The organism is Limnovirga soli (assembly GCF_013106755.1).
In the GTDB taxonomy this organism is placed as follows: Bacteria; Bacteroidota; Bacteroidia; order Chitinophagales; family Chitinophagaceae; genus Limnovirga; species Limnovirga soli.
Map to the genome: position 1 here is coordinate 24,066 of NZ_WHPF01000014.1, position 15,372 is coordinate 39,437.

A 15,372-nucleotide genomic window follows, 5' to 3' on the forward strand; every position below is an offset into this window, starting at 1 on the left:
GTGCGACGCAAGTAAAGCCGCCACAGCGCATTGCCGCCGGGCTAATAAGATTCTTTTGAATAGTTATCCCGGCCAAACCTGCTACTTATTTAGCTGAATTCTTATATTGTGGTTAATAATATATTATAAAAAATATAAGGATATAAATATATTTACGCTTAAGTACGGGTGTTAAGTATATATATTAAAATTTAAGTATAATAAGATGGATAATGTAGAAAATGAAAGGCTATCTGTTTCGGCCAGTAATAAAAACTGGAAAAAATGGGGGCCTTATCTTTCTGACAGGCAATGGGGTACAGTTAGGGAGGATTATAGTCCGCACGGCAATACCTGGAATTATATCAATCACGATCTGGCACGCAGCTACGCCTATCGCTGGGGCGAAGAAGGCATTGGCGGCTTTTGCGACAGAGACCAGATTTTATGCCTGGCACCTGCATTTTGGAATGGCAAAGATGCCATTTTGAAAGAGCGGCTTTTTGGGTTAACCAACGAGGAAGGCAATCACGGCGAAGATGTAAAAGAATTATATTTTCATTTGGATTCTTCCCCCACACATTCGTATTGTAAATTTTTATATAAGTATCCGCAGCAGGCATTCCCTTACACCGATTTGGTACAGCAAAACAAGAAAGACCGTTTAAGCCCGGAGTATGAATTGTTGGATACCGGTATATTTAAAGACAACCGCTATTTTGATTGTTTTATTGAATATGCAAAAGCTGATATCAACGATATTTTAATGCAGGTAACGGTGTACAATCGCGGCCCTGAAGCGGCTACCATTCATGTACTACCACATCTTTGGTTTCGTAATTTCTGGAAACACAATCCCCGTTTTACCAGGCCGGAGATAACAGCGGTTTCAGCCAATTGTCTGCAAACCCGTTCTGCCCGCAACGGCCATTTTTTTCTGTATCATGATGGTGGGGAGCAGTTGTTTTGCGACAACGAAACCAATAACCAGCGCATGTACAACCGGCCCAACGACCTGCCTTTTGTAAAGGATGGCATTAATAACCATGTTATTCATCAGGAAGCTACGGTTAACCCCGATAAAAAAGGCACCAAATCGGCCATTTGGTGGCAGCAAAAAATAAAACCCGGCGCAGCTGCCGTATTTAAAGTAAGGCTTAGTAAAGCAGAGCTGGATAATCCATGGGGTTCTTTTAATGCAGTTTTTACCAAACGCAAGGCCGAAGCAGATGCTTATTATAAGCAGCTAACACCAAAGCATCTTTCGCCAGCTCATCAATCGCTGCTGCGCAGCTCCGTAAGCGGATTATTGTGGACAAAGCAATTCTATTATTTAGATGTATTTAAATGGCTGTTTGGCGAACCGAATGAAACGCCACCCAACCGCCATTATCAGCGCAATTACGATTGGCAGCACCTTACCTGCCGTAATATTATTTCCATGCCCGATAAATGGGAATACCCCTGGTTTGCGGCCTGGGATCTTGCTTTTCATGCGTCTACTTTTGTACATATTGACCCCGATTTTGCCAAACAGCAATTGCTGGTGGTATTGCGGGAATATTATATGCATCCCAACGGACAAATACCCGCCTACGAATGGAATTTTAGCGATGTAAACCCACCTGTACATGCCTGGGGCGTATGGTATGTATATGAGGCGGATAAGAAGAAGACGGGTGTTTCTGACTGGGATTTTCTGGAACGGGCTTTTCAGAAATTACTCATGAATTTTACCTGGTGGGTAAACCAAAAAGATACCAACGGCACAGATATTTTTGAAGGTGGATTTCTTGGTCTGGATAATATTGGGGTGTTCGACAGAAACCATATGCCACCCGGTATTAAAAAATTACAACAGGCCGATGCTACCAGCTGGATGGCCATGTATGCCATTAATATGCTGCGCATGTCGCTGGAACTGGCAGAACATAATAAAGCTTACGAAGAATCAGCAGCCAAGTTTTTCAGGCACTTTTTAAATATCGGCTGGGCCATGCACCATATTGGTAAAAAAGATATTTCTCTGTGGGACGAAACTGATAAGTTTTATTATGATGCCATCCAGTTTGAAAACGGTACCAGTCAGCGTTTACGCATCCGTTCCCTGGTAGGTATTATTCCATTATTGGCGGTGGAAATTATTCATGGTAATCAGTTTAAAAACCTGCGCAAGTTTAATACCCGTCTGGAAGTAATTCGCCTAACCCGACCCGATCTTACCCGCATTATCTCCGATATTGATAAAAAGAATCAGGACGGCAATTACCTGTTCGCCATCATGATAGATGACCGGCTGGAAAGCCTGTTAAAAAGGCTGTTGGATGAAGCAGAATTTTTATCTGACTATGGTATCCGCTCCCTCTCCAAAAGTCACAAAGAACATCCTTATACTTTTGGCTATATGGGCAGCCATTACAGCATACAATACGAGCCGGGCGAAAGCTCCAGTTCTATGTTTGGCGGTAATTCCAACTGGCGGGGTCCTATCTGGATGCCCTTGAATTATCTCATTATCAACTCCATCAGAAAATACTATGTTTATTATGGAGACAAGTATACATTTGAGTTTCCGGCAGGTTCGGGTACCATGCTCAACCTCAAACAAATAGCCAATGCACTCACAAAAAGGTTATTAAAAATATTTGAGAAAAATGAGACAGGTGCCTATCAATACCACGATGCCAAACACCCCCAATGGTCGGCAGAACATTTCAAAGACCATCATCTGTTCTACGAGTTTTTTCATGGCGATACCGGCCAGGGTTTAGGCGCCTCCCACCAAACCGGTTGGACGGCCCTGATAGCCAATTTACTGTTGGAAATGGATGAAGATTAAACAGCCTGTTTTGTAGCCGGCTGAAATATCATGATGCAGCTATTCTTGCGTCGCACTCTTGTGCTGTTAGATGCTTTATGCAGCTGATTAATGCAATGATTTTTACCGCAAACGGGAACTTTTATAAGACCTATTTACTATTTCACAGTTTTTTACCAGGAGAAACTGAAACAAGTTCAGCATGAAGGAGATATAAACTTCTTTTGCTAAAAGCTATTAGCCATTGGTTGTTAGCTTTTAGCGAAACAGCCAATCATCTTTGGCTGGCAGCTAATAGCCGGCAGCTAACAGCTATCCGCTTATTTCCCAACCGAGGGGTGGAAACATTTACCCATTTTGAATGGATTAAAATAAATAAAATGCTAAATAATTTAGTATTTGCTCCTATATTTACATCCTAAAAACAAGATATGTACCTCAACTGTAAAACATATTTCAGTTTCAGGTATGGCACATTTGCTACGGAAGAACTGGTAAAAGCAGCTACCCAAATAGGTGTTACGGCCATGGCGCTTACCAATATTAATTCAACCTGCGATATCTGGGACTTTGTACAATTTTGCCGGCAGCAGGGCATTAAGCCTATTACTGGCGCTGAAATAAGAAATGATGGTCAACTGCTCTATATACTGATTGCTGCCGGCAATAAGGGCTTGTATTGGATAAATGAATTACTAAGTACCCATCTGCAAAATGGCAAACCCTTCCCTGAACAAGCAAAGGAGCAGCCTTTTTTTACTGACCCGAAAGACGGGTATGTGATTTATCCATTGGGTACCAAAGCACCGGAACAGTTATTTGTCAATGAAAGGATTGGTGTGCTGCCATCAGAAGTAAATAAATTATACAGCATTGACCTAAAATTAACTGCCGATAAATGGATTATTCGGCAGCCGGTTAGTTTTCAAAATAAAACCTATTATAATGTACACCGGCTGCTGAGGGCCATTGATAAAAATGTGCTGCTGTCTAAATTATCCACAGCTGATTATTGCAGTGCGGATGAATATTTTATGCCACCGGATAAATTACTGGATGCATTTAGACAATACCCTTTTATTGTTACCAATACCTACAAGCTGATGGATAATTGTAGTATTGAAATGGATTTTAAAACCGATAAAAACAAAAAAATATTTAGCAGTACCAAAGAAGACGACCGGATTTTATTAAAAAAATTAACGGCAGATGGTTTTGCCTTTAGGTATGGGAAAAACAAATTGGCAGCCGAAAGAGTGGCGAAGGAATTAAAGATTATTGATGAGTTGGGTTTTAATGCTTATTTCCTTATTACCTGGGATATTATCCGTTATGCGCAGTCAAGGGGCTTTTATCATGTTGGCCGTGGAAGCGGTGCCAATTCTATTGTGGCCTATTGTTTACAAATAACAGATGTAGACCCTATAGAACTGGATTTGTATTTTGAGCGTTTCCTGAATCCACATCGTACATCGCCGCCAGACTTTGATATTGATTTTAGCTGGCTGGACAGGGATGAGGTGATTGATTATGTATTTAAACGTTATGGAAAAAAGCAAGTGGCTTTATTGGGCATGTATTCCACTTTTCAATACCGGGCGGTAGTGCGGGAACTGGGAAAGGTTTTTGGCTTGCCAAAGGAAGAAATAGATCAACTGGCTGCAGGTGGTAATGCGGATGATAAAATACAGCAGCAAATTTTACGGTATGGCAGGTTAATTGAAAACTTTCCCAATCATTTATCCATACATCCTGGCGGTATGCTGATTGCGGAAGAAAGCATATACGAGTATGCCACCGTATTTATGCCGCCCAAGGGTTTTCCCACGGTGCAGATGGATATGTTTGTGGCAGAGAATATCGGGCTGTATAAACTGGATATTTTAAGTCAGCGTGGGTTGGGTCATATAAAAGAAAGTCTGCGCCTTATTAAGGAGAATCAGGGGGTAGATATTAATATACACGATTTTAAAAAATTTAAAACAGATAAGCGGGTAAATGATCAGATTAAACGGGTACAAACCATTGGCTGTTTTTATATTGAATCGCCTGCCATGCGGCAATTACTAAAAAAACTGGAATGTGATGATTATATAACACTGGTGGCTGCCAGTTCTATTATTCGCCCCGGTGTGGCCAGCAGCGGGATGATGAAAGCCTATATTGAGCGGTACCATGATCCGGAAAATATTGATTATATCCACCCCGTAATGAAAGAGTTATTACAGGAAACCTTTGGCGTAATGGTATTTCAGGAAGATGTGATTAAAGTGGCACACCATTTTGCCGGACTTGATATGGGCGAGGCAGATATTTTACGCCGTGCCATGAGTGGTAAATACCGGGGCAATCAGGAAATGATGCGCATTAAAGAAAAATGGTTTTTGAATTGCAGGGAAAGAAACTATCCTGAAAATATTACTGCTGAAGTGTGGCGGCAGATTGAAAGTTTTGGCGGATATAGCTTTTCCAAAGCACACTCTGCTTCCTTTGCGGTTGAAAGCTATCAGAGTTTATATTTAAAAACCTACTATCCAAAAGAATTTATGGTAGCAGTGATTAATAATTTTGGCGGGTTTTACAGCAGGGAACTATACTTTTTAGAACTTAGAAAAACAGGGGCCACCATTCATGCACCCTGTGTAAATAAAAGTGAGTACTATACCCATATTACCGGCAATGATGTGTATACCGGTTTTATACATATCAAATCATTTCAGGAAGAAGTGGTACAACAGCTATTGGAGGAACGTAATAAAAATGGACTCTTTCTTCACTTACAGGATTTTATTGAAAGAACCAATATTACCAAAGAACAACTAAATATGCTGGTGAGCATTGGCGCTTTCAGGTTCACGGGTAAAAAGAAAAAACAATTGTTATGGGAAGCAAATTTTTTACAGAAGAAAAATATGACCCATGTTCCGGCTGCCAGCTCTTTGTTTGCAGATGCACCTTTTAAATTTCAACTGCCTGCATTTGTGGATGATCCATTGGATGATTTGTATGATGAACTGGAATCATTGGATTTTACTTTAGGCAATCCTTTTGATTTGGTAAATGACGACCCCCATAAATATCATCTGGCTAAAGACCTGCCCGCTAACCTGAATAAGATAGTTACTACCCTTATTTATTTTATAGATTATAAAGTAGTTACCACCATTAGACAGGAAAGAATGAGTTTTGGTACTTTTCTGGATGTTAATTTAGACTGGGTAGACACGGTGCATTTTCCTGAATCTTTAAAGAACTATCCCATTAAAGGAAGAGGTTTTTATAAAGTAACCGGAAAAGTTGTTTCCGATTTTGGAGTGTATAATATTGAAGTGCACAAATTGTATAAGATAGGTTACAAGGAAAGAAAATATGCCAACTTATAAGCCGTGCTATACCACCAGGAAAGACATATTACCCATCTTGATCTTGATACCTTTTTTGTATCAGTTGAATGTTTGCGCAATCCTGCACTATTGGGCAAGCCGGTATTAATTGGGGGTAGCGGAGACCGTGGTGTGGTGGCTTCCTGTAGTTATGAAGCCAGAAAATTTGGTATACATAGTGCTATGCCCATGAAGATTGCAAGGCGACTATGTTCTCATGCCATTATTGTTCGTGGCGATATGGAAGCCTACAGCAAATACTCCCGGCTGGTGACTAATATTATTCAGGATACAGTGCCCTTATTTGAAAAATCCTCCATTGATGAGTTTTATGTGGATTTAACCGGAATGGATAAATTTTTTGGCTGCCAGTTATTTAGCGGCGAACTAAAAAAAAAGATATACAAAGAAAGTGGCTTACCCATTTCTTTTGGGCTGGCCAGCAATAAACTCATCAGCAAAGTAGCTACCAATGAAGTAAAACCCAATGGGCAAATTGAAATACCATTTGGTAACGAGAAAATTTATCTGGCACCTTTGAGTATTGCCAAATTACCCGGCGTGGGCAAACAAACTGCTTTGCTGCTTTTTAAAATGGGTGTAGAAACGGTAAAAGTACTCAGCGAGATACCTATTGAAATGATGCAAAACCTATTAGGTAAAAGCGGTACCGACCTGTGGCGTAAAGCAAATGGCATTGATGAAACACCCGTAGTACCCTTTCATGAACAAAAATCTATTTCAACGGAAAACACTTTTCAGCAAGATACTATTGACATCCATTTTCTTAATAGCGAGTTGGTAAGAATGACAGAGAAAATTGCCTTTGAACTAAGACAGCAAAATAAGCTAACGGGCTGTATTACCGTAAAACTCAGGTACTCCAATTTTGAAACATTTACACGGCAATTAACCATACCCTATACAAATGCCGATCATATTATTTTAAAAACAGCAAAAGAGTTATTTGCCAAGCTGTATGAAAGGCGTATGTTGATACGCTTAATTGGTATCAGGTTTACCAATCTTATTCCGGGTAATTATCAAATTAGTTTATTTGATGATACACAGGAAAGCATCAATCTTTACCAGGCCATTGATAGCGTTAAAAAAAGATTTGGTGAAGATTTGCTGATAAGGGCTACGGGAGCAAGAAAAGTGTAAACGGAGCCATTTATTCTACTAATTCCAGAGGTGCTAAATCAGCATAGTCAAAAGGTTCTTCAGGTTTTAAAGCAGTAATAAAATCCTTTGCTATCGGGTAGGCTGTCATTTCATTGGCCGGATATTGTGTAGCAGCTATTTCGCTTATTCTTTTTTCATCCAGCTTACCAAACATCCATTCATAAGCCAGTGCTTCATTTAGTATTGCCGGCATCCTTTTTTTGGTATTATGCACCTGTTCCATCAGTGCATTGGCTTTAGTAGTAACAATCGCAAAACTCTCTACATATTCCCCGGTATTTTTATCTGTCCAGCCAGTCCAAATACCTGCCATATAAAAATATGGCTTGTCCTTTACCGTAATATAGTAAGGATATTTAATAGCCGTTTTTACCGGTAGCCCGGTTCTTTTATTGGCAGGGAAAATATGCCGCCATTCATAAAACCCGGAGGATAATACCAAACAGCGTTTTTCCAATGCTGATTTTTTGTAGGTAACCTTATCAAACAATTCCTCACCAATGGCATTTAAGGTTATGATAGGTACATCGTATTTACCTGTTTTAGGGTTAGTGCCACCAAACCTGAAATGATGCAAATCCTCCCTGTTATGCATATAATGCGGTATAAATCCCCATTCCATGGGAACAATATCAAAATCTTCCACACCGGCAATGGGTTTTAAAACAAGGTTCAATCCATAATCAAAACCAATATTCAAATCATGCGCATGAAAATCATATTTGGCCAAGGCCTTTTCCAATTGCTTCAGCCTAATAAATTCTGCATGGGTAACTTTTTGTCCGTTGTAATAACACATAAATTATAATTGATTGGCTTTAATATATTGGGCAATTAATATTCCAATTGCTTCCGCTTCCTGTTGCCGGCCTTCTGGTATCGAAGTCCACCAATGGTTGGCATTATCTGTAAGCGCTCTGGTAACCACCAACGGACTTCTTTTATCAGAAAACACCACCCGGTAAATGGTTTGATTCGCCACCAAATGGCGTTGCACCCTGATCTTGCCTGCTTTAAAATCCAATTCAAAAATAGCTGCCCCATTTTCCATGGCATGAAAGTAATAAGCGCAACTCATTTAAATGCAATACTCAAAAAAATCATTTATTTTTTTGTTTGACGCTGAAACAAACAATAAAATATTCAACCATTCTAAAATTTGACTAACAATAACAAATAGAATAAGCTTAGTTTAAAACATGTCTCCATTATAGTTTCATAGAAAATATATCGCTTGCAAATCAAATAAGAACACATAAAAAATACTCTTTATGTATTACTAAAAAAAGCTAGAATTAAGTAACAATGCTATATGCAACGTAATTGCTTTGTAGTAAAATATTCTGTGAAAAGATTAATGTGGTTATAAAAAAACTATTTGACAAATCTATTTTATGATTGGAGCATTAATTTGAAGAATACATTTTTTTAACTTAAATATTGATTATGAATATCTTATTACTTCAAAGAATACTTTCATGCATTGCCGCACTTTTAATTCTAAAAATTTATTTAAAATTTTAAGCAAAAAAAGTTTTCTATTTGAAATATTTTTTCTTACTTCATAATTCCTTTAGAATACTGAATGCTAATATAAATCCTACTTTAAGAAATTTTTTAACAACCAGACCTTAATGCCATATGCGAATACCAATTTGCACATAATGCACCATCAATTTGTAAAGCAAATTCATTTTTAAATAAGGCTTATACTTGAAATTGCAGCTTAGCCCATGTGCCTTATTTTATGTTTTACATTTTGCTATACGTGTTGATAAACATTGTCGTTTATTATAAATAATAAACGCATGCAGTTAATGTATTTCCTGTTTTAGAGGTGATGCTATTACTGTATTAAATCTTTTTTGCTATGCATGTATTGCTATAATCTCAAATTTAGAGATTGTGAGTCAGTTTAAGAAAATGCTACTTAAACTGAGGAGGAAATTTCATGTGTGAACAAACCCAGAAATCATATCAGCAATATTTAAGCTGGCATACATAAGTAATCGAAAAAAAACTATTTATAAATTCTGATTATTGAGCCACTTAATAAAATTTGAATGATAATTAGCAATTTTATTTTTCAATATTTCAAATTTTTTTAATGCAATTATTATAGATAAAGCATAATCATAAAGAAATGAAAATTTACATACTCATAACGGCAATATTTCTTGGAGAAAATGTGAATGGACAATACAATGAAAGTTCAATTTCAGATGATGTTCATCTTGATTCATATAATCAGATAATGAATTCCATTTCTTCAAAATCTATTTATGAAATAACTAATAAGTATAAAAGGCTTGCCAATAGCATTCAAGATAAAAGTGTACAACTTTTGAAAAATATACAAACGAAAGAAGCAAAAATCCAAAAGAGACAACAATCTTTTGATAGTATAAAATCAAATGAATTATTTGATGGTGCCAAAAATAAATACCTTGAATTGCAGACCATTATAAAGGGGCCGATCGATAAAACAGTTGTAAATCCTTTGTTAGAGTATATACCTGGCTTTGATAGTATTCAGTCTATGATAAAGTTTCTCAATCAACCCAATCTTAACCTGCAAGGAATTACAAGCGATAAACTTCAACAATTGCAATCTTTAAATAGCCAGTTGCAATCATTACAATCAAGATTACAACAGGCGAATAATATTCAGAGTTTCATCAAAGAACGGGAAGCAACATTAAAATCAGCATTTGCAAATAAAGATTTATCTAAAGCATTACTTGGGTATAATAAGGAGGTTGTTTATTATCAGCAGTGCTTGAAAGAATATAAGGCAATCCTGTATGACAAACGCCGCCTTGAAGAAAAACTGCTTGTATCAGTAAGGCACTTACCTGCGTTTCAACAATTTATGCAAAAGAATAGTTATCTGGCTCAACTGTTTAAAATGCCTGATAATACTAATACGCCAGAAGCTTTGATAGGGTTACAAACTAGGGAAAATGTGCAAAGCCTTATTACAGAAAAAATCTCAGGGGCAGTTAGCGTAAATGCGGGGCAATATTTACAACAAGAACTAGGGTTAGTTCAACAACAGACAGGTATATTAAAAGATAAATTAAGCAAGTTTGGGGGCGAAAATAGCGATATGACAATGCCTGATTTTAAGCCAAATAATGAGCACACAAAATCATTTTTACAAAGACTTGAATATGGTTTAAATATTCAAAGTGAAAAGAGTAGATATTTATTGCCAGCTACCAGTGAAATAGCATTAACGCTCGGCTATAAGCTAAGTAGCACCAAAGTGATGGGTATTGGTATTTCATATTCACTTGGTTGGGGAACAGGATTAAATGACATCCATTTTTCTAATGAGGGAATTGGTTTTCGTAGCTATGCTGATCTAAAGCTTAAAGGAAGCATCTGGATTTCGGGTGGCTTTGAGTATAACTATTTACAACGCTTTAGTGATATCTCTAACTTAAAAAATATCGATGTCTGGCAGCGTAGTGCGTTAATGGGATTATCTAAAAAATATAAAGCGGGTAAGAAAGAAGGGAATATGCAATTGCTCTATGATTTTTTGGCTCTAAGACAGGTACCCGCAGGCCAGTCTTTAAAATTCCGCATTGGATATACTTTATAAAATAATGATATACCTTAAAATATATGTACCTTAAAAATTCATCAATACCGATAACAATAGTGTTGCTATTTGCGTGGGTAACAGCATTCTCACAGACTGCTACAACTTCATTCACCCCCAAAATAATCCCGCCTTCTCCAAATGCAGCTACAATTGCAAAATTCGGGGATATACCAGTAAGCCCATATACAGGCACCACAGATATTTCAATTCCGATATATACAGTCGGTACAAAAAGTATTTCAGTACCGGTAGGACTTGATTATCATACTGGTGGCATCCGCCTTTCTGAAGAATCGGGCTTAGTCGGGCTTGGCTGGGCTTTAAATGCAGGGGGGATGATCTCAAGAACAGTAAATGATAAGGATGATTTTGATGGAACTTATTTTAATGCAAATCTTGGGGCTAGCAGTGTTCCAGAAGTTAAGGGAAAAATGGTATATCACACTGTGTCCACTGCACTTGAGCAATTTGGTAATGGTCTTCAGAATCCTATGAGCTATACCCCGATTGGTATGGGTTTATATGGTTACGATTTCGGCTGCAGGTACACGGTATATTCGGCTGAAAGCAACTACAATTTTTTCCCTGTTTTCAATACCGGGACTGTATCTCAAGATATGGAGCCGGATCAGTACACTTTTAATTTTCCAGGCGGAAGTGGCAAGTTCATAATTGCAAGGGATGGAAAAGTAGTATTACAAAAGCAGGAAAACTTAAAGGTTGAATATGCACCGAACGGTGCTTGGTTTGCAATAACAGACGACCATGGTAATAAATTTTATTTCTTAGATATTGAGCTTTCCCAACCAGCTACAGGTATTGGCGGTTTTACGAAAAGTTCATGGTTGCTTTCTAAAATAGTAACCCAGCAAAAAGACAGCGTCATGTTTAATTATTCAAGCGATAATACCTGGACAACTGTTAAAGGTATAGGCCATGAAACATTCCGTACTGGGTGCACTGGGTTTGACGGATCAATTTATACCAATGATGTTGCTCAAACTTATCTTAATAAAACATTGGATAATATTGATTGGGCAAATGGACAGATAAAATTTGAGTACGATGCAATCAGGACTGATTTGCAAAATGGTAAAAAATTAAACACGGTAAAAGTCTACAGCAAAGACCAATCAGGGTCGCTCCTCTATCTGAAAGAACACAGGCTTTATTATAGTTATTTCAATAATACCGCTTCCGATGAGCTGGAATTCAAAAGGCTCAGACTTGACAGTGTAAAAGAACTTTCCGGGAATACAGTTTTGCCACCGTATTTTTTTACATATAATATGCCTGCAACACTTCAAAATTTGCTTGGAAAACATTATTCCAGCGTAGATCACTGGGGTTATTTTAATGGAAAATCAAATGCTATAAACGGAGATTTTGCAAAAGGGTTCACAGCACCTTTTACAGGGATAATCAATATTGGCGATAACTATAGTGGTAATATTAATACAGCACAATATATTAATCTGACGGGAGCAGACAGGGAAGCCGATTCAGCTTTTATGAAAGCCTTCGTTTTAAAACAGGTTAATTACCCTACAGGTGGATTTACTGTACTTGAATATGATCCCAATTATTACGACTATGACAGTTCCAAAGGATTATCCGGTTGTAAGGATTTTGAATATGTAAAGACAATTAGCAAAGTGGTACAGGTAAATGTAAACAATAACGGGACATATACCGGTACCATTGATTTTTCAGATATTTATCTAACATCTAATCTTGTTTCAAATGCGAACCTCACTGTTTCTTTCCGGGCGGCGAAAAGTGACAGTTTGAACTATTACCACAATGCTTTAGGATATGGCAAAATAAATTTTGTATTTCAGAACAATACAACGGATATTTCGAATAGCGGTTTACAATGCAGCGGAACAATGAACGGCGGGAACTGTTCCGGAACAGTCTATTCTATGGCTATTCCTATAACTATCGAATCAGCAACCACTTATAGCTGGACTGGCTACATTGATCCAAAAATTAATATCTCTTCGGGTTTTTTGGATATTACGGCCACATTTACTTATTTGATACCGGAATACAAAACGAAAACGATCATGATGGCAGGCGGTCTAAGAATTAAGTCCATCGCTGATTATGCTGCAAGTGGAACGCTGGCAAAAAAAAGAACTTATGATTACGGCTATCAGCAGGATAGAAATGCAGATGGTACGAGTGAAAACTATTCCTATGGCAGGTTAATGGGGTATATTTCTTATGCACGTTATGAACCTGTTATTATAACAATCAGCAATCCTCCACAACCTTCCAATCAATTTCTTTGCCGGAATCTTAGCCGTTATTCAAGCAATTTCTCAGGATTTACAAGTATGTCTTCCGGAAACATTGTTGGATATGATCAGGTTATAGAATATACAATTGATCCTTCAAACAATGATGATAACGGTAAAACGGTCTACACTTTTTTCAACAGCTCAGACACTTCATTTAGTTATGGTGGATTTCGTTTACCCGGTGTAAGCAATTTACCCAATAATTTGAATGGACTTTCAAAATCAAAAACAAATTTTAAAAAAATAGGTAAAGTTTATAGTAAGGTTTCTGAAAGTAATTACTATTATCATAGCACAAACCGCATTTTATATAATGCCCCAAAATATAATTTTTATTGGGATATAATAAATGCTGTCAGATCAAATTCTGGTTGCCCTTTAGGTATTGATTCACTTACAACACCTTTGATTACTTGCTTTTATCCTGCTATCAGTTCTGAGAAAATACTTTTCGACTCGACAGTGGAAAAAATTTTTGACCAAAATGATATAAACAAAATAATTGTTACAAAATCTTATAACTTTTATGATAATCCCAAACATTTCCAACTAACAAGGAACCAAACTACAGACAGTAAATTAAACACTCATGTGGCATTTATGAAATATCCACAAGATTACATTACCTCGGGAAATATTACAGGAAACACAATTCTTGACAGCTTGATAGGAAAAAATATGCTCGGGACTGTAATTGAAAAAAGGGACAGTTTATATTATTCGGGTTCTTCTACAGGTTATGTTATCGGAGCTCAATTAAGTAAGTACCGTTTTTTAAACCAAAATGTTTTAGGGTTAGATAAGCAATACCAGTTAGCTGTAGCCTCTCCAGTTACAAATTTTCAACCATACACAATTAGTGGCAACTCTACCACTCAGGATAACCGATATAGGCAAATGATTAGCTTTGACACTTACGATAATAATTACAATATCCTTCAGTTTACACAAGCTAATCATGCACCATCTGCTTTTGTTTACGACTATAACAATCAGTACCCTGTAGCTCAGGTAATAAAAGCTACAAGTGACCAGGTTGCATCAACCTCCTTTGAATCAGATGGCAAGGGAAATTGGAATAATTTTACTGGCCTAATTACTAATGTTACCTCAACACCCTATCCTCCAACCGGTAATAAATATTATAATCTTACTACCTCAGCTCCACTTTCAAAAGTCGTGACCATAGGCAAATCATATACAATTTCATATTGGAGTAAAAATGGTATTTACAATATTACAGGTGGCGGCTCAACCATTAATACAACTGGTATTACTGTAGGAGCATGGACTTATTATGAACAAAAAACAACGGCATCATTAAATACTTTAGCAATTACAGGGACTGGGGCAATAGATGAAGTTAGATTATATCCTGCTGACGCGCAGATGACTACCTATACCTACGATGCTTTTGGTGGTATTACCAGCCAGTGTGATATCAACAACAGAATCTCCTATTATGAATATGACGGACTTCATAGGCTAAGCCTCATCAGAGATCAGAATAAGAATATCATTAAACAATTTTGCTATAACTATGCAGGTCAGCCTACAAATTGTGACGGAAATATTTTTTACAATGTTGCTAAATCTCAGGTGTTTACAAAAAAAGATTGCTCCCCCACATATTATAATGGCAGTTCCATTACATACAATGTTAATGCGAATAAATATTACTCTTTTATAAGCCAGGCCGATGCTGATCAAAAAGCATTAGAAGACATTGTTGCGAATGGTCAAAATTATGCAAATGCAAATGGCACTTGTACTATACCACCAATGATTAATCTAAAGTATACCAATTCTACTCCTACTTCAATGGTTGCTGTATTTAAGCATATGCCATCAGGAACAACATACACTTTTTCTTTAGCTGCAAATGTTACAACCCAAACAATTATTGGCCAAATAATGCAGGGAGGACCTTACGATGTAACAATAACTCCAACAAACGGTTCATTTTTGTATAGTTATCAGGTGTATAGTTATATTCAAAACAACATACACACATTTAATTATGTCGACATGCCAACGATTTGTTCAACCTGCGGAATCATATCAGTTTCAAACCAACATTAAAATTTC

Annotated in this window: 7 protein-coding genes; 5 read left to right on the top strand and 2 right to left on the bottom strand. The window is 37.3% G+C overall.

The window, feature by feature from the left end; translation table 11 throughout:
• The first annotated feature begins 205 nt into the window (after window positions 1-205).
• From GD597_RS17620 to dinB, 3 genes are all read left to right on the top strand, one after another.
• Window positions 206-2,818 (top strand): MGH1-like glycoside hydrolase domain-containing protein, encoded by a 2,613-nt coding sequence (locus tag GD597_RS17620; protein WP_171609223.1) that lies wholly within the window; start codon window positions 206-208, stop codon window positions 2,816-2,818.
• A 410-nt stretch (window positions 2,819-3,228) separates the two neighbouring features.
• A complete protein-coding gene (locus GD597_RS17625; protein WP_171609224.1) occupies window positions 3,229-6,180 on the top strand; it encodes a DNA polymerase III subunit alpha in 2,952 nt (983 codons plus the stop codon).
• A 3-nt stretch (window positions 6,181-6,183) separates the two neighbouring features.
• The gene (gene dinB / locus GD597_RS17630) at window positions 6,184-7,344 is read left to right on the top strand and encodes a DNA polymerase IV (protein WP_171609225.1); all 1,161 of its coding nucleotides are present in this window, start codon (window positions 6,184-6,186) and stop codon (window positions 7,342-7,344) included.
• A 10-nt stretch (window positions 7,345-7,354) separates the two neighbouring features.
• On the opposite strand, the gene GD597_RS17635 is transcribed toward dinB, so the two are convergent.
• Both GD597_RS17635 and GD597_RS17640 read right to left on the bottom strand, forming a co-directional pair.
• Window positions 7,355-8,164, bottom strand: coding sequence for an SOS response-associated peptidase (locus tag GD597_RS17635; protein WP_171609226.1), 810 nt, complete (start codon window positions 8,162-8,164; stop codon window positions 7,355-7,357).
• Window positions 8,165-8,167: 3 nt separating this feature from the next.
• Window positions 8,168-8,416: a hypothetical protein gene (locus GD597_RS17640; RefSeq protein ID WP_171609227.1), complete on the bottom strand. Its 249-nt coding sequence runs from the start codon at window positions 8,414-8,416 to the stop codon at window positions 8,168-8,170.
• Between the two features lie 1,092 nt (window positions 8,417-9,508).
• On the opposite strand from GD597_RS17640, the gene GD597_RS17645 reads away from it, so the two are divergent.
• Both GD597_RS17645 and GD597_RS17650 read left to right on the top strand, forming a co-directional pair.
• Entirely contained in the window at window positions 9,509-10,975 is a 1,467-nt protein-coding gene (locus GD597_RS17645; protein WP_171609228.1) for a hypothetical protein, read from the top strand.
• Between the two features lie 23 nt (window positions 10,976-10,998).
• The gene (locus GD597_RS17650) at window positions 10,999-15,366 is read left to right on the top strand and encodes a DUF5977 domain-containing protein (RefSeq protein ID WP_171609229.1); all 4,368 of its coding nucleotides are present in this window, start codon (window positions 10,999-11,001) and stop codon (window positions 15,364-15,366) included.
• Window positions 15,367-15,372: the final 6 nt, after the last annotated feature.